Origin of the sequence: Lelliottia jeotgali, from assembly GCF_016771845.1 — a bacterium.
Classification (GTDB): domain Bacteria; phylum Pseudomonadota; class Gammaproteobacteria; order Enterobacterales; family Enterobacteriaceae; genus Enterobacter; species Enterobacter jeotgali.
This window is the reverse complement of sequence record NZ_JAENMQ010000009.1, coordinates 21942-44032: the sequence shown is the minus strand read 5'-3', so window position 1 is coordinate 44032 and position 22091 is coordinate 21942. Positions and strand designations below refer to the sequence as shown.

Genomic DNA, 22091 nt, shown 5'->3' with positions numbered 1-22091 from the left:
CCTCACTCGCCAGCAAAACAACATCATTTTGATAACATTTAATTTACTTTTAAGGTTATTTACGCGCCGTGACCCAGGCATGTTTTCTGATAACGAAATTTGATAAAATCACTCCCTTTCATAACATTAATTCAGCCTAACTCCGGGCAGATAATTTGCATAAAAATTCATTTACATGCATAATAATGGTGTTTCTTTCGTCATATTCCGGGTGACTTATGCGTAGCTCGTCAAAACAAGAAGAATTAGTGAAGGCGTTTAAAGCGCTGCTCAAAGAAGAGAAATTCAGTTCTCAGGGAGAGATTGTCCTGGCCTTACAGGAACAAGGTTTCGAGAACATTAATCAGTCGAAAGTCTCCCGTATGTTAACCAAATTTGGTGCGGTACGTACCCGCAATGCCAAAATGGAAATGGTCTACTGCCTGCCAGCCGAACTGGGCGTACCGACCACCTCTAGCCCTCTGAAGAATCTGGTGCTGGATATTGATTTCAACGACGCAGTGGTCGTTATCCATACCAGCCCTGGCGCCGCGCAGCTAATTGCCCGCCTGCTGGACTCTCTGGGTAAAGCGGAAGGTATCCTCGGTACCATTGCAGGTGATGACACCATCTTTACGACCCCGGCGAATGGTTTCTCCGTTAAAGATCTCTACGAAGCTATCCTGACGCTGTTCGAGCAAGAGCTGTAAACACCTACCCACCCTGCCGCTGAGGCGGCGGGGAATCGTCTCCCTCCGCTTCGCTCACTTCCCTAATCTGTTGCCGTTACTTTTGCAAATAGTGCTTTTCTCTGCCTCTTTTCATTCATCCAGTGAATCATAAATCAACAAATCGCACAAAAAATCAAAGTTTCATATCCATATGATTTTTTTAGATATATCGGCATTATGTGACGAAAAAACGACCGATTTTATGCAATTTGGTTATAAAAACGTGACTGGTTAACACGTAATTACCCATGAAACAATTAGCGTGGTATTAATTTTTGGCGTGACTAGTGTATACTTGATTTTGTGATGAGGGTCACGAAACGAAAGACCCCAATAAAATCGACGAGGTAAAGAATCATGAAAATCAAAACTACTGTTGCAGCCCTGAGCGTCCTGTCAGTCCTGTCATTCGGTGCATTTGCTGCCGATTCTATTAACGCTGACCAGGCACAATCCCGTCAGGCAATCGGCACCATTTCTGTCGGTGCAATCGGTACATCTCCAATGGACATGCACGAGATGCTGAACAAAAAAGCTGAAGAACAAGGTGCGTCTTCTTATCGCATCGTCGAAGCGCGTTCTGGCGACCATTGGCACGCAACGGCTGAGCTGTACAAATAAGTTATATCGAGTGTAGTAACGACATTATCCACTCAACGGCACCAGGCATAAAAATAGCGGTATAACCCTTCTCGCCGTTGAGGAAACACATTTTAGGAGTACGACTATGAACACTAAATTAATCATCGCAACCCTTGGCTTAGCTTCCGTTCTCTCTTTCGGTGCCAGCGCAGCTGTGCATCAGGTGAATTCAGAGCAAGCGCAAAATCTGCAATCAATGGGTAGCATCTCCGTTTCTTCAGTAGCAGGCTCTCCGATGGATATCCGTCAGGAATTAGCCGCTAAAGCTGAAAAAGCAGGCGCCAGCAGCTATCGTGTCACCGAGTTGAACGAAGGTGACCACTGGCATGCAACGGCTGAACTGTACAAATAAACCCTCGTCGTATCTCATCATACGACTTGCCCCTGACACCTTGTCAGGGGCTTTTTTATTTTGCCTGTCAGTGACGAGCATTAAAACGTAATTGCCCTTCCAGCTCTTCTTCCGCCTCATCAAACAGCAGAATCAGCGCGCCAAAACGTCGGCGCAGCTTATCCGGTAAATGGATAAACTCTATTTCAAGCGGCATGGGCAAAACGTCGCCAATGACCACATCCCAAAGGGAATCCAGGTCCGTGACCCTTCCCCGTTCTAAGCCGAAAGCACGACAAAATTCGCGATAAAAGTCTTCCTGACTGTCGATTTCATCAAAATCAAAAGTAGTGATATTCATTGCCCGCCACCCCGTCCAGACAGGCGGCTTACGCCGCCCTGACGATGATTATAATCCCCCGATATGCAGGGTTTTCACTTCCAGAAATTCCTCCAGCCCTAACACCGAGCCTTCTCGACCCAGGCCCGACTCTTTCACCCCGCCGAACGGGCCGAGTTCAGTCGATACCGCACATTCGTTAATCCCGATCATTCCGCTCTCAATGGCCTGCGAAACGCGGAAAACGCGCGACAGATTTTGCGTATAGAAATAGGCGGCCAGGCCATACGGCGTGTTGTTGGCTCGCTGGATGACCTCCTCTTCAGACGTAAAGCGGAAGCAAGCTGCAACCGGGCCAAAAGTCTCTTCCTCGGCCAGCTTCATCCCTTCGTGGCAATCCCCCAGCACGGTCGGCAGCCAGAAGTTGCCGCCAAGCGAATGCGGTTTACCGCCCGCCAGTACCGTAGCACCTTTCGCCACCGCATCTTCCACGTGCTCTCGCACTTTATCGACGGCGGCACGTTCAATCAGCGGGCCAACGACCACGCCCTCATCCTGACCGTTGCCCACTTTCAGCGCGGTCACCGCCTCGGCAAGTTTTGCCACAAAGGTGTCATAGACGGATTCCTGAATGAAGAAGCGGTTCACGCTGACGCACACCTGTCCGGCATTGCGAAATTTATTGGCGATGGCCCCTTTCACGGCAGCATCTATATCGGCATCTTCAAAGATGATATAAGGTGCATTACCCCCGAGCTCCATTGACACTTTTTTCATGGTTTCTGCGGCGTTACGCACCAGCGTTTTGCCGACGGCGGTAGAGCCGGTAAACGAAATTTTGCGCACCTCGTGGCTGGCCATGATCGCATCGCTGATCTCATGAGTATTCCCGGCGACGGCATTGAGAACCCCGTCTGGAACGCCTGCTTTTTTTGCCAGCGTTAGCAGAGCAAAGGCACTGAGCGGCGTGTTGTTGGCGGGTTTGATCACGCCAGTACAACCTGCGGCCAGCGCCGGGCCAAGTTTTCGCGTCAGCATCGCCATCGGGAAATTCCACGGTGTGATAGCCGCGACAACACCGATAGGTTCACGTGTCGCCAGGATGCGCGAGCCAGGTTTGATCGGGGGAATGATTTCGCCGTTAGCGCGTTTCGCCTGCTCAGCAAACCACTGAATGAAGCTGGCGGCGTACTCGACTTCCCCTTCTGCCTCTTTCAGCGGTTTGCCTTGTTCGGTGGTCATCAGCCGTCCAAGCCAGCTTTTATTCTCAATAATCAGTTCGTACCAGCGATAAAGGATCGTTGAACGCTCTTTTGCTGTTTTCGCTCGCCATGCGGGGAAGGCGCGGCTCGCTGCTGCGATAGCCTCTTCCGTCTCTTTTTTACCTGCTTTTGCGACTTTGGCGACGACATCGCCCGTTGCCGGGTTGAGCACATCAAAGGTGGTATCCAGCGTTTTCCATATGCCGTCTACCAGATATCCGGTTTGAAAAAGCGCATTGTCCTGGAGTGCCTGGGTGGTCATGTGTCCTCCTGATCTGGGTTTAAGAGCCTGCCAGATTAAGTATAGCCACAAAAAAACCGACGCTTTTGGCGTCGGTTTGTGCGGGAGTTTGCCGGGTGGCGCTGCGCTTACCCGGCCTACAGGTTCTGCTCCACCTTTAGCTGTCGGTGAGCGCGTTTTGATACCGATGCAACACATCCGTCAGACGCCGTACCGGCTCCGTCACCTGCGGCGGTGCTTCCCATACCTGCAGTTTCTCCTGGTAGATGTTCAGCTCTTCCAGCAGTTGGGCAAAATAGCGGCGACGCTTATCGTCGCTCGACGCAGAAATCACATGATCCGCCGTGCGACGAAGCTGACGGTGAAACGCCGACAGATCGTCGTTGATCGGTACAGGCGCATTACGCAGACGCTGGTGCGCGATGATCATCGTCAGCGCCAGGCGGAACTTGCCGATATCGTCAGGGAATTTGGTCAGCAGTAAAAACAGCTGCTGATACAGCGCGGGCAGATGATTCTCTTTTCGACGCGCGGTGTTGGTCGTCATCGCGGAAACAGCTGCCGAGACAAATTGATTCAGCAGCACACGTCCGGTTCGCGCCTGCGAATTATCGCGCACCAGCAGAATCACCATCATCGCCAGGAAACAGCCCACCAGCTGGCCTAACGCGCTGTCGAGAAACTGACTGAAGTGGAAAGTCATCGGGTTATCCAGCACCAGAATATTAATGGTACTGGCCAGCGCACCCAGCGATCCCAGGCGGCGTTTCTGCACTTCGATACCAATAAAGAACGCCAGTACCGCCAGGCTGATACACAACAGCAGCATGCTTTGCTGTGTTGATGGGATCACCACCAGAAAATAGAACGCGCCGAGGGGCAACGCGGCAAGGGTGCCGTAAAGGAAATCGATGGCCACCATGCGCGGATTGGGCAAGCGCATCGCCAGCGAGGTCACTACCGCAATCATGACCATCGCGCCACTGCCTGAGGTCCAGCCCGTCCACAGCCAGAACAGCGTGCCGAGCATACAGGCCAGCGTAGTGCGCCAGAAGTTAACCATTGCATGATGACGCTCTGCCGACTCGGCCTTGATAACCACTTCGCTACGCAGGACTTCTTCTTCGGTTGCGCTGATTTTGGTATTGCTGATCACCCCGCGTTTAAGCAACAAGTAGCGCGTCGCCGCTCCGACCCAGCTATAAAGGGTGACGGGCGTTTCGCGCTCACCCGTCCAGGCAATCACCCGGCGCATTCTCTTCAGCTGTTTATGGACATCCTGCACCGTTTCAACCGGTTCCTCGAACAGCTCACGAAACGTCTCAGTGATCGCTTCCGGGCGTGTGTTCTGAATAAGATAGGTTTCGCACGCCTGGGTAATCAGCGTTAACGATACCGTATTGAGCGCTTTTAAACGCCGGTTAGCGCGCGCCCAACGGGAGGATTCCATATTCAGGTTACTGCGCATTCCTTCCAGCGCAGTGCTGCGGCGAACCAAAGCGCCCCAGGCTTTATCCACCTCGTCACTGTCGCCGTGTTTAATGCAGAGCTGCATCAGTTGATACTGGGCAACAATCAGGGCATCCAGCTCTCGATCGACCTCTTGCTTGATGGATCGCGGCGAGAAAAGCAGATCGGCGACAATCGCACACACGATCCCGATGACAATTTCGCTACACCGCTCCAGCGCGAACTGCGGGGCAAGCAAAGGTTCAGTCTGGATGGTGATAACAATGATCAGCGCGGTATACCCGGACAACCCCCAGGCGTAGGAGTTTTCCACTTTGACCAGGGAAGAGATCCAGGTACAAAAACCCGCCCAGATACAGCACACCATCAGCATCATCAGCGGGGAGCGAATCATGGTGATGATGATCGTCAGCGCCGCGATACAGCCGATAAAGGTCCCGACAATACGCAGCATACCGCGATAGCGGATAGCACCAGAGTAAGGTTCGCCGCCTGCCGCGAAAGCGGGGCCCGCCGCAACTATCGCTGCCGTCAGTACCGCCCAACGCGGTGTTTCCAGCTGGAAGTGGAAACCGACAAACAGCGCCAGCACGATGGCGCACGCCAGCTTAACGGCGAAGCGTACATGCTGGCTGGCGATGGTAAAAATACCCATCACAATCAACCAATCTCACGCAGACGATGCGCGATTTTGCGGAACAGAGAATCGTTGTTGGCATCGCGGTCTTTTTCGCCCGTGATCACCACCGTCGCGGTCGTGCCGGCCGGCCACAGATTACCCTGCTCTTCATCCAGACGAATGCGCACCGGCACGCGTTGCGCCAGACGAACCCACTCAAGATTAGAATCGACCGTTGCCATCCCTTTGCTATCACGCGTCGCGCTGGAGTTAGTGACGCCAGCGGCGACACTATCCACCGTGCCTTTGAGCACGCGGTTGCTGCCGAGCGGCGTGATTTCAGCGCGGTAGCCTGGACGCACGCCTTCGAGTTTGGTCTCTTCCATATAGGCAAGAATGTAGAAAGAGTGCTGTTTCACCAGCGCCACGGCGGTCGAGCCGCGGGTGATAAATTCCCCGGTGTAGACGTTGAGGTTAGTCACCCAGCCGTCAGAGGGCGCACGGATCACTGTGCGTTCCAGATCCAGTTTCGCCAGATCACGCGTGGCTTCTGCTTTTGACTGCTGATGGAGCACGGTTTGCAGAACGTTATTGGACTGGTCAATCTCTTCACGCGACATGGCCTGAACGCCAAGCTGATTGCGTCGTCCAGCTTCACGGCGTTTTTCCGTGGCAAGTGCGCGGTAATAAGCGACGTCTGCTTCAGCTTCTTCGAGGGCTTTTTGGTAGCGCGGCTGATCAATGGTGAAAAGCACCTGATCTTTCTTCACCAGCTGGTTATCACGCACATTAACCGCAGTGATAAGCCCGGCGACATCCGGTGCGATCGCCACGACGTCAGCGCTGAAACGCGCATCGCGCGTCCACGGCGACTCGGTATAAAACACCCAGGCGCGGAAAATAGCGATGAACGCCAGGACTACCAACGCCACGGTAATGGCGGTACGGGAGATATTTCTTGTTAGTGTTTTCACATCTACCTCAGACAAACATGCGCGATATTAAGTAAAACAGGCAGCAATACAGCGCGGTATTAAACAGTGCAGGGTGCCAGACAAAGTCGTAGATACCGGTCGGGACCAGCACCTTGCGCACCAGCCAGAAAATCGCCAGTGATAAAATTAGTTCGAAGAAAATCGGTGGGAACGACAGACCGAACACCACGATAACGGGAAACAGACTCATGTTGACCTTGATTTGAGAGCGAGCAGGCGACAGTTTTTTGTTTAGCTCACACCATCGCTGAAGGGCAAGAAAAGCCGGGCGGGAATGGTGAAGCTGTTATGTCAGTAATAATATATTAACGTAACTGTTATGCTGTTATCTATAATATGTGATCTAAATCACTTTTAAGCCAGAGTGAACAATGGAACGTTTAAAGCGCATGTCTGTGTTTGCCAAAGTCGTCGAATTTGGCTCCTTTACCGCCGCTGCCCGCCAGCTGCAAATGAGTGTTTCCTCCATCAGCCAGACGGTGTCAAAACTGGAAGATGAGCTGCAGGTCAAACTGCTGAACCGCAGCACCCGCAGCATTGGGCTGACGGAGGCAGGCAAAATTTATTACCAGGGCTGTCGTCGGATGCTGCACGAAGTCCAGGACGTGCATGAACAACTCTACGCATTCAATAACACGCCTATCGGCACGCTGCGGATCGGGTGTTCTTCAACTATGGCACAAAATGTCCTCGCCAGTATGACGGCAGAAATGCTCAAAGAGTATCCAGGACTGGCGGTCAATTTAGTCACCGGCATCCCCGCACCGGACCTGATCGCCGACGGACTGGATGTGGTGATCCGCGTCGGCGCGTTACAGGACTCCAGCCTGTTTTCGCGCCGTCTGGGCAGTATGCCGATGGTGGTCTGCGCCTCAAAAAATTATCTGGCGCAGTTTGGGGTGCCGGAAAAACCCGCCGATCTGAGCAATCATTCATGGCTGGAATACAGCGTGCGCCCGGACAACGAGTTTGAGCTGATCGCCCCGGAAGGGCTTTCCACAAAATTGCTGCCGCAAGGGCGATTTGTGACTAACGATCCGATGACCATTTCCCGCTGGCTGGTTGCTGGTGCGGGCATTGCCTACGTACCGCTGATGTGGGTGATCAATGAGATCAACAGCGGCGAGCTTGAGATCCTGTTCCCACGCTATCAGTCCGACCCGCGCCCGGTGTATGCCCTGTATACTGAAAAGGACAAACTGCCGCTCAAGGTTCAGGTGTGCATTAATTATCTGACAGATTATTTTGTCGAAGTGGCGGAGTTGTATCAGGGAATGCGAGGCAGAAGGAAGGAATAATTAAGATATTTCACTCAATTCTATTAATAATGGCGAATTGACACCTTCGCCATTTGCCATTTATCGTATTTGGGTATCAGGAGTTATTTATTTGTTAAAAATATACTTTATAAAAATAATGTTACTCAGGAATTATTTAAACAAGGAATAAAAATGAATCTGTTTGAACAAACACCGCCTTCACGCAGGCGCTATGGGCTTGCCGCGTTCATTGGGCTGATCGCCGGAATCGTCTCGGCCTTTGTCAAATGGGGCGCAGAGGTCCCACTTCCTCCACGCAGTCCAACCGATTTATTCAGCGCTGCATGTGGACCAGAACAATTAATCAGAGCAGCCAGCCAAATTGATTGCTCGCGTAATTTCCTCAATCCTCCCTATGTATTCCTGCGTGACTGGCTGGGCGTCGTCGATCCAAACGCAGCGGTTTATTCATTTGCTGGGCATGTATTTAACTGGGTTGGCGTAACACATATTATTTTCTCCATCGTGTTCGCTGTAGGCTATTGCGTTGTGGCAGAAGTCTTCCCGAAAATAAAACTCTGGCAGGGGTTATTCGCTGGGGCATTAGCGCAGATTTTTGTCCATATGATTTCATTCCCGCTGATGGGGCTGACACCGCCGCTGTTTACTCTGCCCTGGTACGAACACGTTTCCGAGATTGTGGGACACCTGGTCTGGTTCTGGTCGATCGAAATTATTCGTCGTGATTTACGCAACCGCATCACGCGTGAGCCCGATCCTGAGATACCGCTGAACAGCGTCCGATAAGCGTCACATAAAAAAATGGCGCGCCTTATTGAGGCGCGCCATTTTTTTCAGGATTGTTCAGGTCAGGCCGTACCGCCGACGGTCAGGTTGTCCACTTTCAGCGTCGGCTGACCGACGCCAACCGGCAGACTCTGGCCCTCTTTACCGCAGACGCCCACGCCTTTATCCAGCTTCAGATCGTTGCCGACCATCGAAATCTGCTGCATCGCTTCGATACCGGAACCAATCAGCGTGGCACCTTTCACCGCTTTGGTGACTTTGCCTTTCTCAATCAGATAGGCCTCTGACGTTGAGAAGACAAACTTGCCGGAGGTGATATCCACCTGACCGCCGCCGAAGTTTGGCGCGAAGATACCGTAATCCACCGATTCGATAATCTCCTGCGGCGTGGACTTACCCGCCAGCATATAGGTGTTGGTCATGCGCGGCATCGGCAGATGCGCGTAGGACTCACGACGGCCGTTACCGGTAGGTGCGACGCCCATCAGGCGCGCGTTGAGTTTGTCCTGCATGTAACCTTTCAGGATGCCGTTTTCGATCAGCACGTTGTACTGTCCTGGCGTCCCTTCATCGTCGATGGAGATTGAGCCACGACGATCGGTCATGGTGCCATCATCCACAACGGTACACAGCTCAGAGGCCACCAGTTCGCCCATCTGACCACTGAACACAGAGGTGCCGCGACGGTTAAAATCGCCTTCCAGACCGTGACCGACCGCTTCGTGCAGCAGCACGCCAGGCCAGCCCGCGCCAAGGACGACCGGCAGCGTACCGGCGGGTGCTGCTACCGCATTGAGATTGACCATCGCCATACGCACAGCTTCTTTCGCCCAGGCATCCGCACGCACTTCACCGTCTTCGTCGGCCAGGAACCAGTCATAGCCGAAACGACCGCCGCCACCGCTGGAGCCGCGCTCGCGTTTACCGTCGTCTTCCACCTGCACGCTCACAGACAGACGAACCAGCGGGCGCACATCCGCCGCCAGAGTACCGTCAGTAGCGGCAACCAGAATGAGTTCATACACACCGCTGAGGCTGGCAGAAACTTCCTGCACGCGTTTATCCGCAGCACGCGCCACTTTGTCTACGCGGCGCAAGATATCCAGCTTCTCTTCGCGGCTCATGCTTTGCAGCGGATCGATGCTGGTATACAGCGCTGTGTGCTGCACTTCGCCCAGCGTTTTCACGCGGCCATCGCCCGTTTCACGTACGATGGTGCGTGCCGCCTGGGCGCTTTGCTCAAGCGCGGTCAGGCTAATTTGATCGGCATAGGCAAAACCGGTTTTCTCACCGCTCACGGCGCGAACGCCAACGCCCTGATCGATGTTATAGGAGCCATCTTTAATGATGCTGTCTTCTAAAACCCAGGATTCGTGGTAGCTCGACTGGAAATAGAGATCGCCGTAATCGAGGCGGCGCTCGGTCAGTTGGGCGAGAATGGAAAACAGGTCCTGATGACTCAGGCCGTTCGCTGCGAGCAAATGTTCACTTACCAGGTTCAGACTCATCGTTTTTGCTACTCGTTCGTTGCCGCCAGTTGGCGGTAAATAAATTCATTATTTATGAGAGTGGGGCAATTACTTGCCCGCGTCAAATCATTGCTGTGCTTCTTTGCGCGCCTGACGGAGCACCTCATTAATCTGCGGCTTATCAACCGGACCTGTGATGCGATAACGCAGGATTGATACTTTGCTCCACAACGGCCCCAGCACCTTGCTGGCGGCAAATACCGCCGCGCCGACAATCGGGTTCACCACGAACGCCGCTGCGACGCCGACGGTCGCTGAGATTTCCGGCGCAACCACAGCCTCAAGGTCCAGCTCTCGGCGCACCAGATTGACGGAGCCTTTCATGGCGATATCGGCCTCAAGGCCATCCACCAGCGTATCGTCCGTGTGGAGTACGCCGTCTTTGATCCACGCCGTGCTGCGAATGGAATCGTAATAGAACCCTTCGCTGAAGGTGTCGCTAAAGTCAAAGCGCAGTTTGCGCAGCAGCGCATCGAAACTCAGCAAGCGTAACAACTGCCCGGCATGGCCGGTACTGACGTCGGCGATCTCGCCTTTGCCCAGATTGGTTTTCAGGATGCCGTTGAGAGACGCTTCGTCCGGCTTCCACGGCTCAGCGCGCCAGTGCAGATCGTAATTCACATCAAAAGAAGAACCGCGTAGCGGGGTGCTGACGCCAAAGAAATTAGCCGCAGCATCCAGCTTATTGCCTTTTACTTTTCCCTTCAGCGAGGTGCGCTGGTCGCCTGCACCGTTCACCCATTCACCGTCTGCCGTCAGTCGGCCAAAACCGGTATCAATCAGGCCCCCTGCCAGGCTAAGGGTATTGCCCTGAATACTAAAGTCACCGTCGATGCGGCCGTATTTCTGCCCCCAGAGCCAGCATTCTGCGCAGCGCAGCTGTAAATCAGGCCAGCCGCTGAAATCCACTTTTGAAACTTCGGCTAATGGCGAATCCGTTCCCGTTTGCCCTTTCGCTGCCGTCGTCGGGTTATAGTAGAGATAACGAATCGCCGCCTGCCACGGGGCGTTGTCACGCATCGTCAGCGTGCCGTTAATTTCACGCCCCTGCGCTTCTACAGTCGATCCATTAAGCGTCGGTTCAGAGACAATGCTGAGATTATTCCACTGCTGCCCACCCAGGGTCAGAGCCGGAGTACGGACAGTGATGCGCTGCGGGAACTGCGCCGCCTGATCGACATTTTGCCCGACGCCCTTGTTAAACATCGCCAGCCATTCTGCGCCATCCATTGGCGGCAGATTCAGTTCAACGCCCGGCTGCTCAGGTAACGGGGGAATAGTGCGGCTATCCGTGGTCCAGATAGCTCTGTCGAGCGTTAACTTGCGATTGAGTAACCAGCGGCTATTGAAATGATTTTTACCGCTGGCATTGCCGGTCAGCTCGAAACTGTTCAGGTCGCCTTGTACGTTTATTTGCATCGGCAATGGCTGCCCGGTTTTCTTATCCAGCGGCGCAGGTAAGTGACTGCTTACATTCTTCAGATCGCCAGTCACATCGACCTTATAGTGCGCACTTCCGCGATACGGTAGGTCAATAGCCACTTTGCCGTTCCAGGCCACCGTCCCGTCGATAGATTCAGCCACCGGTTTTGGCAGGACGTCCATGCGCGCAGGCTGCCAGTTCGCGTCCATGTTCACCGCAACCTGATAGGCTTTTTCACCCTCGGTGGTGCTGAAATCAACATTGAGCGGCTGATTAAACCAGGTCGCTTTCAGCGGGTCGCTCTTCAGGTTGCCATTCACAAAGCTGAACTTACCGCTCAGATTCTTGAGCGTGCTGTCGAGCGGTTTGATAAACAGGCTGTTGTTGTTCAGAACCACGTCGCCTTCTGCGGTGGTCATTTCGCCATCCAGCGGGATATCCAGATGCAAACGGGCATTCACATCGCCGTCAATTTGCAGCTGTTGTAGCGCCGCAGCCAGCGAGTCGTCGAGCGGTGTGTCTTCGAAATAAGGGCCAACGGCTTTACCCGGACCATTGATGTCCGCATCGATCAGCAACTTTTCTTTTGAATAATCAGGAATTACCGCCGTCAGATTGCTGGCAGTGACGCCGCCGAGTGCGACGCTGTCCGTCTTCATCCACAGGCCATCGTTGAGGAAGTTCAGCTCAATATCGAGGTTTTTCAGCGCGGGCCAGTCCGGCTGGAAGGCGAAGGTAGCATTGCGCAGCGGAACCAGAATCTGGAACTGACCTTCGTTGTGTTTATAGGGGAACAGATGCGGATTACCGCCGTACACCAGCGTGGCGTTATCGGCCTGACCGCCCTGAATCGCTCCGCTCAGGTAGTCCACCAGCGCTTTGCCCATCAAGTTTTCCGGGAAGTAGCGCCAGGCCTGACCACCATCATCGGTGCTGATACCTGCCAGAATGCCCAGCCAGGGTTCATCTCCAGCGGGCTGCAAATAGCGGAAATTACCGCTCGCGTGAACGCCGGTCGCTTTGACGTCGATATCACGGCCATCCAGCTGGAAACCTTTATCGTTCTTCAGCCAGTTGAGCGTCGCCGCGCCTTTTTCGATTTCCAGCGGCGCGCGGAAAACCGTTTCGTACGGCATTTTGGCATCGGTCATTAGCGCCGTCAGTCTGCCGTCTTCAACGCTGCCTTCAAGCTTGCCATCAAAATGTTCGGCTCCAGGGAGCAGTTTCCATTGCTTCCAGGCAAGCGCTTTCCAGGAAGCCTGAAAGCGCGTCTTTTCAGTGGCCTGCAATGGGATATCCAGCGCCAGCGTGTCAATCTGCCCGCTCGGCTGCGTAGCTTGCCAGACTTCCCCCAGCGCGGAAGACATGCGGTTCGCAATCGGGCGCAAACCGTCGAGACTTTCCAGATCGAGATGACTGGCGCGAATGCGCAGCTCGTCGCTGCGTTTGTTATTCACGCCGCCAACTTCCTGCTCAGGCACCCACGCCATCGTTAACGCACCGCGCGGCCAGGCTTTTCCGTCCATTGTGATGCGCGTATCCGGGATCGTGAATTGCCAGTTGGCCCCCTGGCGCGTCACATGGGCAGTTAGGTTATCGACGGACATATCGTGGGTTTGGTTTTCACCTTTCCACGCCGCACCGCCCTGCTTCAACCAGACATCACCGGCGGCAATATCACCATCGGCCAGCGTCAGCCAGCCTTCAAGGCTAAATCTCGCCCGCTGCAGCGCCACGTTGTCCTGCATCCATTTACCGAGCCACGGTTTTACATCAACATCATCGGCCTGCAGCCAGACTTTACCCTTGTTCAGCAACCCGTTGTCGTCGCGCAGATCCATGCGCACCTGCATGATGCCGTGCTGCCCGTTCAGGCTGGAGAGATTGACCTGCCCTTCGGCGCGATGACGATCTTTACCGTTGAGCCAGGTGAGCTGTGGGATCGCCAGTTCAGCCCTTTGCCCGGAGAGCGTGATGAAGCTGATTTCGCTGTCGCGCAGATCGAAATGATCGAACTGACGCAGGAAAAGATCGCTGATGCGGTTGGTCTCAATACCTTTGCTGTCTTCGCTATTGCTCAGTGGGGTATTGGTTAAAAACTGCAGCTGGTAGAAGGTGAGATCGCGGAACTGCCAGCGCATGTGCAGCAGACTTTGCCAGACATCCAGCGCCAGGGTCACGCGTTTAATTTTGAGGTAGCCGCCGTCTTTCAGGGTGGCATTGATATCGCGCACATCCAGCGTCGGGCCGAAGTTTTGCCAGTTTGCGCTCAGCTGGCTGACATCAACGGGAACGCCGGTTGCGCTTTCTATTTTTGCCAGCACCTGCGGGCGCCAGCTGTCGAGATGCGGTAAAACGAGGCGCAGCCCGCTCACGAGCAACGCGACAATGACGACAAGCGTTGCCCCTGTAAGCAGTAAAATTCCTGGCAATCGCCTCACGCATCTCTCCTTGTCAGCCGTTCTCTTGCAGCTATGCTGCGTCTTACATCATCACCACATCAAACTGCTGCTGGCTGTAGAGTGGTTCGATTTGTACTTTTACCTGTTTGCCGACAAAGATTTCCACTTCCGCCAGCGCGTGCGACTCTTCGCCTTTCAGCGCCTCAGCCACTGCAGGGGAAGCATAGACCAGAAAACGATCGGAGTCGTAAGCATGATGCACGCGGACAATTTCACGCATGATTTCGTAGCACACCGTCTCCACGGACTTTACCGTGCCGCGTCCGTGGCAGGTCGGGCATTCGTTGCACAGCACGTGTTCGACGCTTTCGCGCGTGCGCTTGCGGGTCATCTCTACCAGGCCCAGCTGTGAGAAGCCGTTGATACTGGTTTTGACCCGATCTTTGCTCAGTGCCTGCTCCAGGGAATGCAGGACGCGGCGGCGGTGATCTTCGTTATTCATATCGATAAAGTCGATGATGATAATCCCGCCGAGATTGCGCAGACGAAGCTGGCGCGCAATGGCCTGCGTCGCTTCGATGTTGGTGTTGAAAATGGTATCGTCGAGATTGCGATGGCCGACAAATGCGCCGGTGTTGATGTCCACGGTGGTCATGGCTTCGGTTTGATCGATGATCAAATATCCGCCGGATTTGAGCTCAACTTTACGCTCCAGCGCGCGCTGGATTTCGTTCTCAACGTCGTAGAGATCGAAGATCGGCTGACGGCCAGAGTAGTGCTCCAGCAGGCCAGGCATCTCGGGGATGTATTCGGCGGTAAATTCCAGCAATGCGTCGTAGGTCAGGCGCGAATCCACACGGATTCGGTCGAGCTGTGCATCAGCGAAATCACGTAATACGCGCTGGGCCAGCGCCAGTTCGCCATACAGTTGGTAGCGCGTCTGGTTGCGTTTTTTACGCTCCATGACTTTGGTCCAGACGCGTTTCAGATAGGCTGCGTCGGACGCCAGATCGTCTTCGCTGATCCCTTCTGCCGCCGTACGAATGATGAATCCGCCCTGCTCGTCGCAGTAAGCGCCCACCACCTTTTTCAGGCGTTCGCGCTCGCTTTCACTTTCAATGCGCTGAGAAACACCGACGTGCGACGCACCCGGCATAAAGACCAGATAGCGGGAGGGTAAAGTGATGTCTGTTGTCAGGCGGGCGCCTTTGGTGCCGAGGGGATCTTTCACCACCTGGACCATGAGATCCTGCCCCTGACGGACCAGTTCGGAGATGTCGCGAACGGTAAACTGCTTTTGCTCTTCGCCCGCCACACATTCGGTATGAGGCATGATGTCCGAGGCATGCAGAAACGCCGCTTTATCAAGGCCAATATCTACAAATGCCGCCTGCATACCCGGTAGTACACGACTGACACGACCTTTGTAGATATTGCCTACTATTCCGCGTCGCGCTTCGCGCTCAATATGAATTTCCTGAAGAATGCCGCCATCAATATAGGCCACTCGGGTTTCCGATGGCGTTACGTTTACCAACAATTCAGCCGTCATAATTATCCCTTCCCTCACGCAGTGAGTTAAAATTGCTCAGCAACTCATACGTTTCCACCAGCGGTAAGCCGACTACGGCGTGATAGCTGCCATTAATCTTCCTGACAAAACAGCCACCCAACCCTTGAATACCGTATGCACCTGCTTTATCCATAGGTTCACCGCTGGCGATATAGCCGGCGATTTCCTCATCGGTAAGCACTCTGAACGTGACATCTGTGACCACCAGACAATCCAGCACCTGCTGGCTGTCCGCCAGGGCCACCGCCGTCATCACCTGATGCGTTTGTCCGGATAATTTGCGCAGCATACGCGCCGCATGTTCAGCGTCACGCGGTTTCTCCAGTACTTCACCGTTGAGAATCACGATGGTATCTGCCCCCAGCACCGGCAAATCACGCGGCGTTTGCGCCACGCCCGCCTGGGCTTTTTCCCGTGCCAGACGCGACACATACTGCTGTGCGCTTTCGCCATCGTCCCGTTTTTCTTCAATACCAGGGACGATACGTTCAAAAGTGATACCCAGTTGAGTGAGTAACTCCTGACGGCGCGGGGAACCAGAGGCAAGATATAAAGCAGTCATAGAAACCTTTTATTGCACGGCAAACTGCTGGCGAACTTTACGCATCAGCAGGAACAGCCACGGCCAGAGCACACCGTTTACTACACTACTCCAGAACACTTCCGGTCGGAAAGAGACGTTGATCACTAAAAACTCAGCCCAGAAAACAATGATATCTGCGGCGAGGGACAACAACATCACCACCAACGCCTGTTGCCAGAGCGCGAGGTTACGGAAAAGCTGGAATTTGAGTGCGACGAGGTACGCAATAATACTCATCGACAAGGCGCGCACGCCAAGCGTAGAGCCACTAATGAGATCCAGTATGGCACCCATCACAAAACCCGTTCCCACATTTACGCGGTGCGGCAGGGCCAGGGTCCAGTAGAGTAAAATGAGCAGCACCCAGTTTGGCCGGAAAACGAGAATGTCGTCCGGCCAGGGCATGACTTGCAGCAATAACGCGATAAAAAACGAGAGCCAGATAACCCAGCGCCCCTGGCTACGATAGCTTGCCACTACTGCCCTCCCTGGGAGATTTGTGGCGGCAGCGGCGCATCCGGAGGTGGCTGCGTTAATCCGGTAGCAGGTGCCGGAACCGGCGCAGGTGGCCCCATTGAATCAGGCGCTGGCAGAACCTGCGGCATCATCTGCATTAAGCGTTCATTGGCGACGCGGTGCACATCTTCCGGCGTCATCGGGTTAATGCCGTTACGATCGGCGCCCCACAACAGCAGCAAATAACGCAGACGCTGTAAGCCCGCGGTCGGACGAGCCTGAATCACGGTATAAGCGCGTTGCGTATCCAGCTTCACGGAAGAGACAACCGCTACCGGATACCCTTCAGGGAAACGACCACCGAGACCGGAAGTCACCAGAACATCCCCCACACGAATATCGGTATTAGCGGGCAAATGCTCGAGCTGCAGATCGTCCGTACAACCATTACCGGCTGCAATAATACGGATGTCGTTACGCAGTACCTGAATGGGTAGCGCATGAGTGGCATCACAAATCAGCAGGACGCGGCTGGTGAGCTTGGCGACAGCAACCACCTGGCCCACAACGCCTTTGTCACTAATGACCGGCTGGCCTTCGTAAACACCGTTCACGCTACCTTTGTCGATAACCACCTGATCGCTGTACGGATCGTTGACGGTGGAGATCACCTGAGTCACCATTTTTTGCTCGTCCTGACGCAGCGGTGAGCCCAGCAGTTCACGCAGACGGGCGTTTTCCTGGCGGTATTGACCCAGCATCAACAGTTCGCTGTTTTTCAGCAGCAGTTCCTGACGCAATGCACGGTTTTCAAGCTCGAGTTGATCGCGTGACGACAAGGTTTGAGAAACGCTGTCGAGTAATTCACGGGGACCGTTTGATACAAAATAGAAAGGACTGACGGCGGTATCCATGTATGTTCTGATCTGGCTGAACATACCAAGGCGGCTATCGGCGATGATGACTCCAAGCGCTACCAGCACCCCCAGGATCAGGCGAAACTGCAGCGACGGGCCACGGCTAAAAATTGGCTTCATAGGCTATGCGTATTCTCGTGTCAGAGAAAGGGTAGCCTTCGCTACCCTCTCATACCGACTACTCTTCGCTGAACAAGTCGCCGCCGTGCATGTCGATCATTTCCAGCGCCTTGCCGCCACCACGGGCTACGCAAGTCAGTGGATCTTCTGCAACTACGACAGGAATACCTGTCTCTTCCATTAACAGGCGGTCGAGGTTACGCAGCAGCGCACCACCACCAGTCAGAACCATCCCACGCTCTGAAATGTCGGAAGCCAGTTCCGGCGGGCACTGTTCCAGCGCAACCATCACCGCGCTCACGATACCGGTCAGCGGCTCTTGCAGCGCTTCGAGGATTTCGTTGGAGTTCAGAGTAAAGCCGCGCGGAACGCCTTCAGCCAGGTTACGACCGCGCACTTCTATTTCGCGGACTTCGTCGCCAGGGTAAGCAGAACCGATTTCGTGCTTAATACGCTCTGCGGTGGCTTCACCGATCAGAGAGCCGTAGTTACGGCGCACATAATTAATGATGGCTTCGTCGAAACGGTCACCACCAATACGCACGGAAGAGGAGTAAACCACACCGTTCAGGGAGATGACGGCGACTTCAGTGGTACCACCACCGATATCCACCACCATAGAGCCGGTTGCTTCAGAAACCGGCAGGCCTGCACCGATTGCTGCAGCCATTGGCTCTTCAATCAGGAAGACTTCACGCGCACCAGCACCCTGAGCGGACTCACGGATTGCACGACGCTCAACCTGAGTCGCACCGACCGGTACACAGACCAGCACGCGCGGACTTGGGCGCATGAAGCTATTGCTGTGAACCTGTTTGATAAAGTGCTGGAGCATTTTTTCGGTGACGAAGAAGTCAGCGATAACGCCGTCTTTCATCGGGCGGATCGCGGCGATGTTGCCTGGGGTACGACCCAGCATCTGCTTCGCATCATGTCCTACGGCTGCCACACTTTTCGGTGAGCCGGCACGATCCTGACGAATGGCCACAACGGAAGGCTCATTCAATACGATGCCTTGTCCTTTTACATAAATCAGGGTATTCGCAGTACCCAGGTCAATGGACAGGTCATTGGAAAACATGCCACGAAATTTTTTCAACATACTAAGGGATAATCCTGAAAGCTGGGGCGGAAAAATGAAATCCGCTTACTTTACCAACCACACGCAGCAGCGACAAGGCGCAAAAATCATCTGCTACGGTGAAAATTTATGCTCGCCATACTCAGAGCTACAGGCGCGATATTCTACGTGAAAACAAATCAAACGGCAGGTCAAACAGAGTATCTTTGCAAATATTTTTTCACATTGCTGTCAAGCGGCTGAGAGGAAGCAATAAAATCCCCCTGACCACCTGCCACACCGCGCTCCGTCAACATCTGCCATTCGCTACGTGAACGTATGCCCGTGGCGAAAACTTGCGTTTGCGTTCCCTTGCATGCTTCAACCAGACTCTGAACTAAAAGCTGGTTTTCCGTGCGTTTTTCAATATTCCTGACCAGCCCCGGATGCAGTTTTAACAGCTCAACATCCAGCTCCTTGATCCAACTGGTACTCACTAGCGTTAAACCCGCTTGTGTCACAGCAACACGAGCGCCGAGTGCGTTCATCAGACGAACGACCGGTTGTAAGCGGCTGATGTGTTGACAGACATCTGCCTCTGCAAGTTCAAAAATAATGCGTTTTCGCTGCGATTTTTCACATTGCATCAGCACATCACGCAGCCAACGCTGAAAACGCGGGCGAATCAGCGACTCTACGGTTATCTGTAATGCCAGATTTTCCTCCGGCCAGAAAGATAAAAATGGAATAAGGCGCGTAATTTGCTGGCGGTCGTACTCTTCTGAAAGACCAAACTGCAGCACCATCGGCAAATATTCAGCGGAGACCACCTCTTCCGTACCGTCAAAAATGCGACACAGTAATTCACGATGGTGAACCTGCCCGTTTCGCATCACTGCGGGTTTTTGATAAATGCGCGGCCCACCACGGCTGAGCATTTGCTCAATAAGCGTACGCCAGCGCACATTACCCCGTCCTTTTTCCGGCAGGGAATCGTCATACACCGCCCAGCCGTTTGCACCTTGCAGCACCGCATTACGCGTGGCGGCTTCGGCATGTTCCATCACCTGAAGAGTGTGTTGCCCACCGCGCCAGGCGCAAATGCCGATATGAACCATATCATCACGATCGAGCATTTTGGTTGGCGGCAGGGCATCGACCGCTTTGAGTAACTGGCTGGCAATACTTTCGGCCTCTTTCAACGTGCGGTGCGGGAGTAGCACAGCAAAATCGCTACGATGATAGCGTGCCAGTAGCGCTCCGGGATAACGCATAATAAAGGTCGATAATAGATTAATGAGCGTAAAGAGATGGTCTTCAGCCACCGTTCGGCCCCAGGTATCGCGCAATAAATCAAAATCAGGTAGACGAATGATCATCACGACGCCATGCGCACCCACTTTCTCAGTGTCGTCCAACAGCGTCGCCAGTTGATTATCAAAGAAAAGACGATTGTTCAGGCCGGTTTTGTTGTCCTGAGCGGCGTATGACCGAATGAGCGTATCCATCCGACTGCGCTGATCGCTGGCAAACTGAATTTCCGAGAGCAGAACATCCAGCGCACTGCTGGTTCGAGAAGGCCATTCGTAGACCGAACCACGCACCTTCGCGCCCCGTTCGCCGTTTAAGATGCGCACCGACCGCGATTCCAGCAGTTCTTGCCCGGAGAGTTGACGCCGCAGCCAGCGCACCGCCAAAAAAATCAGCACCACAATAAAGCCCACGGCGACGGTCAGCGGTGCGGTCGTCATCAGCGAGCGGAAATAGTTCGCCATCGGATCCTGATAGACTAGCCTAATGGTCATCCCAGGGCTTTTTAATGAATGGACCGTCATTTCGCGATACTGCGCCAGAGTCCCCGCCGGACGATAACTGCCTTGACGCGCATGGCTCAGAACAACTTTGCTACCCTGAAGGATGTCGATGTGCACAATATCCACCGGCACCATCAGTTCATCCAGTTGCTGTGAGAGCGTAGGTAAAGTCGAGGTCACAAGACGCGAATCAATGACTGATGCTACGGACTGTAAACGGTTGCCCAGCTTGTCCTGAATCGCAATATAAAAGCTCAGCGAGCACCCCATCAGGGTGACGAAGATAGTCAGCCCCGTCAGCAGCGTAATAAAAGCTGAAAATTTCGTCGTTAATCGCATCCTTGAGATCACTCCGTTGGTTGATGGGGGAAGCAGTTAAAGAGCAAGTAAGTGCTAACTTGCATTTGGTCGGGGCATACTACCAAACCTGGTGTATCTGGCAATTTATTGCGTTAAATCGGCATAGCGTTTCAATGAGCGAGTATAGTCTCCAGAAATTATTTTCCAATCACCATGCTTAGTGAGGACATCTGTATGCAGGCTTTGATCTTAGAACAGCAAGACGGCAAAACTCTGGCGTCGGTTCAATCCCTTGAGGAAAACCGTCTCCCGGAGGGGAACGTGACTGTGGATATCGACTGGTCCAGCCTGAATTACAAGGATGCCCTCGCGATCACTGGCACCGGTAAAATCATCCGCAATTTTCCGATGATTCCGGGAATTGACTTTGCCGGTCGTGTGCATTCGAGCGAAGATCCTCGTTTTCACGCCGGGCAGCAGGTGTTGTTGACCGGCTGGGGTGTCGGTGAAAACCACTGGGGTGGCCTCGCTTCACAGGCGCGTGTTAACGGCGACTGGCTGGTCCCGATGCCGAAAGGCCTGGACGGCCGTAAAGCAATGATTATCGGTACCGCGGGTTTTACCGCCATGCTGTGCGTGATGGCGCTGGAGGATGCAGGCGTTCTCCCCGACTCCGGTGAAATCGTCGTGACCGGCGCCAGCGGCGGCGTGGGCAGTACGGCTGTTACGCTGTTGCACAAATTAGGCTATCAGGTCGCGGCTGTTACCGGGCGCGAAAGTACCCACGATTATCTGCGCTCCTTAGGCGCTAATCGTATTCTGGGACGCGATGAGTTTGCTGAAACCCGTCCGCTCGAAAAACAGGTTTGGGCAGGCGCGGTAGATACCGTGGGCGATAAAGTACTGGCAAAACTGCTGGCGCAAATGAACTATGGCGGTTGTGTCGCGGCCTGTGGTCTGGCGGGAGGTTTTGCCCTGCCGACCACCGTGATGCCATTTATTCTGCGCAATGTCCGTCTACAGGGCGTGGATTCTGTGATGACGCCAGCCGCGCGTCGTGCGCAGGCATGGGAGCGTCTGGTACGTGATTTGCCGGAGTCGTTCTTCAGCCAAAGCGCCACCGAAATTACGCTTGAACAGGCTCCAGAATACGCCAGCAAAATCATGAGCAACCAGTTCCACGGTCGCGCACTGGTGAAGATTGCGTAATCTTCAAATTTTCGTGACATATTCGCGCT

At 54.0% G+C, this 22091-nt stretch carries 19 protein-coding genes; 6 read left to right on the top strand and 13 right to left on the bottom strand.

From position 1 onward, the window contains the following. The first annotated feature begins 218 nt into the window (after positions 1-218). From argR to yhcN-B, 3 genes are all read left to right on the top strand, one after another. Complete coding sequence (gene argR, locus JBO43_RS16075) at positions 219-689, top strand: transcriptional regulator ArgR (protein ID WP_095283615.1); 471 nt, start codon at positions 219-221, stop codon at positions 687-689. Positions 690-1067: 378 nt separating this feature from the next. Then, positions 1068-1331, top strand: coding sequence for a peroxide/acid stress response protein YhcN (yhcN, locus tag JBO43_RS16070; RefSeq protein ID WP_095283616.1), 264 nt, complete (start codon positions 1068-1070; stop codon positions 1329-1331). 106 nt (positions 1332-1437) lie between these two features. Further along, positions 1438-1704, top strand: a complete 267-nt coding sequence (gene yhcN-B / locus JBO43_RS16065) for a DUF1471 family stress response protein YhcN-B (protein ID WP_095283617.1) — start codon at positions 1438-1440, stop codon at positions 1702-1704. A gap of 67 nt (positions 1705-1771) precedes the next feature. Here yhcN-B and JBO43_RS16060 read toward each other — a convergent pair whose 3' ends face one another. The 5 genes from JBO43_RS16060 to aaeX all read right to left on the bottom strand — a co-directional run bounded on the left by JBO43_RS16060 (position 1772) and on the right by aaeX (position 6800). Continuing rightward, positions 1772-2044 (bottom strand): barstar family protein, encoded by a 273-nt coding sequence (locus tag JBO43_RS16060; RefSeq protein WP_095283618.1) that lies wholly within the window; start codon positions 2042-2044, stop codon positions 1772-1774. Between the two features lie 48 nt (positions 2045-2092). Next, entirely contained in the window at positions 2093-3547 is a 1455-nt protein-coding gene (locus JBO43_RS16055) for an NAD-dependent succinate-semialdehyde dehydrogenase (RefSeq protein WP_202674705.1), read from the bottom strand. Positions 3548-3683: 136 nt separating this feature from the next. After that, positions 3684-5651 carry a p-hydroxybenzoic acid efflux pump subunit AaeB gene (aaeB, locus tag JBO43_RS16050; protein ID WP_095284396.1) on the bottom strand — a complete coding sequence of 656 codons (1968 nt, stop codon included), beginning with the start codon at positions 5649-5651 and terminating at the stop codon, positions 3684-3686. A 5-nt stretch (positions 5652-5656) separates the two neighbouring features. Beyond that, the gene (gene aaeA, locus JBO43_RS16045; protein ID WP_095283620.1) at positions 5657-6589 is read right to left on the bottom strand and encodes a p-hydroxybenzoic acid efflux pump subunit AaeA; all 933 of its coding nucleotides are present in this window, start codon (positions 6587-6589) and stop codon (positions 5657-5659) included. A 7-nt stretch (positions 6590-6596) separates the two neighbouring features. After that, positions 6597-6800, bottom strand: coding sequence for a p-hydroxybenzoic acid efflux pump operon protein AaeX (aaeX, locus tag JBO43_RS16040; RefSeq protein WP_095283621.1), 204 nt, complete (start codon positions 6798-6800; stop codon positions 6597-6599). Positions 6801-6981: 181 nt separating this feature from the next. Here aaeX and aaeR point away from each other — a divergent pair, with 181 nt between their 5' ends. Continuing rightward, positions 6982-7908, top strand: a complete 927-nt coding sequence (gene aaeR, locus JBO43_RS16035; protein WP_095283622.1) for an HTH-type transcriptional activator AaeR — start codon at positions 6982-6984, stop codon at positions 7906-7908. A gap of 153 nt (positions 7909-8061) precedes the next feature. Then, positions 8062-8676 (top strand): YagU family protein, encoded by a 615-nt coding sequence (locus JBO43_RS16030; protein WP_103947061.1) that lies wholly within the window; start codon positions 8062-8064, stop codon positions 8674-8676. Between the two features lie 62 nt (positions 8677-8738). Here JBO43_RS16030 and tldD read toward each other — a convergent pair whose 3' ends face one another. The 8 genes from tldD to csrD form a co-directional block, all read right to left on the bottom strand. Beyond that, complete coding sequence (tldD, locus tag JBO43_RS16025; protein ID WP_095283624.1) at positions 8739-10184, bottom strand: metalloprotease TldD; 1446 nt, start codon at positions 10182-10184, stop codon at positions 8739-8741. 87 nt (positions 10185-10271) lie between these two features. After that, the gene (yhdP, locus tag JBO43_RS16020) at positions 10272-14069 is read right to left on the bottom strand and encodes an AsmA2 domain-containing protein YhdP (protein ID WP_202674704.1); all 3798 of its coding nucleotides are present in this window, start codon (positions 14067-14069) and stop codon (positions 10272-10274) included. Positions 14070-14112: 43 nt separating this feature from the next. Continuing rightward, on the bottom strand, positions 14113-15582 hold the full coding sequence (rng, locus tag JBO43_RS16015; protein ID WP_095283626.1) for a ribonuclease G: 1470 nt from the start codon (positions 15580-15582) through the stop codon (positions 14113-14115). Then, positions 15572-16165 (bottom strand): Maf family protein, encoded by a 594-nt coding sequence (locus JBO43_RS16010; protein WP_103947063.1) that lies wholly within the window; start codon positions 16163-16165, stop codon positions 15572-15574. Before JBO43_RS16010 ends, rng begins: the two co-directional genes overlap by 11 nt. Positions 16166-16174: 9 nt before the next feature. Continuing rightward, positions 16175-16663 carry a rod shape-determining protein MreD gene (gene mreD, locus JBO43_RS16005; RefSeq protein ID WP_095283628.1) on the bottom strand — a complete coding sequence of 163 codons (489 nt, stop codon included), beginning with the start codon at positions 16661-16663 and terminating at the stop codon, positions 16175-16177. Next, positions 16663-17679 (bottom strand): rod shape-determining protein MreC, encoded by a 1017-nt coding sequence (gene mreC / locus JBO43_RS16000; RefSeq protein ID WP_095283629.1) that lies wholly within the window; start codon positions 17677-17679, stop codon positions 16663-16665. The genes mreD and mreC overlap by 1 nt, the downstream gene beginning before the upstream one ends. Before the next feature lie 58 nt (positions 17680-17737). After that, positions 17738-18781 carry a rod shape-determining protein MreB gene (mreB, locus tag JBO43_RS15995; protein WP_000913396.1) on the bottom strand — a complete coding sequence of 348 codons (1044 nt, stop codon included), beginning with the start codon at positions 18779-18781 and terminating at the stop codon, positions 17738-17740. 170 nt (positions 18782-18951) lie between these two features. After that, the gene (csrD, locus tag JBO43_RS15990; RefSeq protein WP_202674703.1) at positions 18952-20892 is read right to left on the bottom strand and encodes an RNase E specificity factor CsrD; all 1941 of its coding nucleotides are present in this window, start codon (positions 20890-20892) and stop codon (positions 18952-18954) included. Between the two features lie 195 nt (positions 20893-21087). Here csrD and acuI point away from each other — a divergent pair, with 195 nt between their 5' ends. Continuing rightward, positions 21088-22062 (top strand): acrylyl-CoA reductase (NADPH), encoded by a 975-nt coding sequence (gene acuI, locus JBO43_RS15985; RefSeq protein ID WP_095283631.1) that lies wholly within the window; start codon positions 21088-21090, stop codon positions 22060-22062. The last annotated feature ends 29 nt before the right edge of the window (positions 22063-22091 follow it).

Bases quoted from the DNA above. Each gene is read 5' to 3' on its own strand.
- acuI (WP_095283631.1), top strand. From the start codon at position 21,088: ATGCAGGCTTTGATCTTAGAACAGCAAGACGGCAAAACTCTGGCGTCG.
- mreC (WP_095283629.1), bottom strand. From the start codon at position 17,679: ATGAAGCCAATTTTTAGCCGTGGCCCGTCGCTGCAGTTTCGCCTGATC.
- aaeB (WP_095284396.1), bottom strand. From the start codon at position 5,651: ATGGGTATTTTTACCATCGCCAGCCAGCATGTACGCTTCGCCGTTAAG.
- aaeX (WP_095283621.1), bottom strand. From the start codon at position 6,800: ATGAGTCTGTTTCCCGTTATCGTGGTGTTCGGTCTGTCGTTCCCACCG.
- rng (WP_095283626.1), bottom strand. From the start codon at position 15,582: ATGACGGCTGAATTGTTGGTAAACGTAACGCCATCGGAAACCCGAGTG.
- JBO43_RS16010 (WP_103947063.1), bottom strand. From the start codon at position 16,165: ATGACTGCTTTATATCTTGCCTCTGGTTCCCCGCGCCGTCAGGAGTTA.
- tldD (WP_095283624.1), bottom strand. From the start codon at position 10,184: ATGAGTCTGAACCTGGTAAGTGAACATTTGCTCGCAGCGAACGGCCTG.
- JBO43_RS16055 (WP_202674705.1), bottom strand. From the start codon at position 3,547: ATGACCACCCAGGCACTCCAGGACAATGCGCTTTTTCAAACCGGATAT.
- yhcN-B (WP_095283617.1), top strand. From the start codon at position 1,438: ATGAACACTAAATTAATCATCGCAACCCTTGGCTTAGCTTCCGTTCTC.
- csrD (WP_202674703.1), bottom strand. From the start codon at position 20,892: ATGCGATTAACGACGAAATTTTCAGCTTTTATTACGCTGCTGACGGGG.
- yhcN (WP_095283616.1), top strand. From the start codon at position 1,068: ATGAAAATCAAAACTACTGTTGCAGCCCTGAGCGTCCTGTCAGTCCTG.
- JBO43_RS16060 (WP_095283618.1), bottom strand. From the start codon at position 2,044: ATGAATATCACTACTTTTGATTTTGATGAAATCGACAGTCAGGAAGAC.
- mreB (WP_000913396.1), bottom strand. From the start codon at position 18,781: ATGTTGAAAAAATTTCGTGGCATGTTTTCCAATGACCTGTCCATTGAC.
- JBO43_RS16030 (WP_103947061.1), top strand. From the start codon at position 8,062: ATGAATCTGTTTGAACAAACACCGCCTTCACGCAGGCGCTATGGGCTT.
- argR (WP_095283615.1), top strand. From the start codon at position 219: ATGCGTAGCTCGTCAAAACAAGAAGAATTAGTGAAGGCGTTTAAAGCG.
- aaeR (WP_095283622.1), top strand. From the start codon at position 6,982: ATGGAACGTTTAAAGCGCATGTCTGTGTTTGCCAAAGTCGTCGAATTT.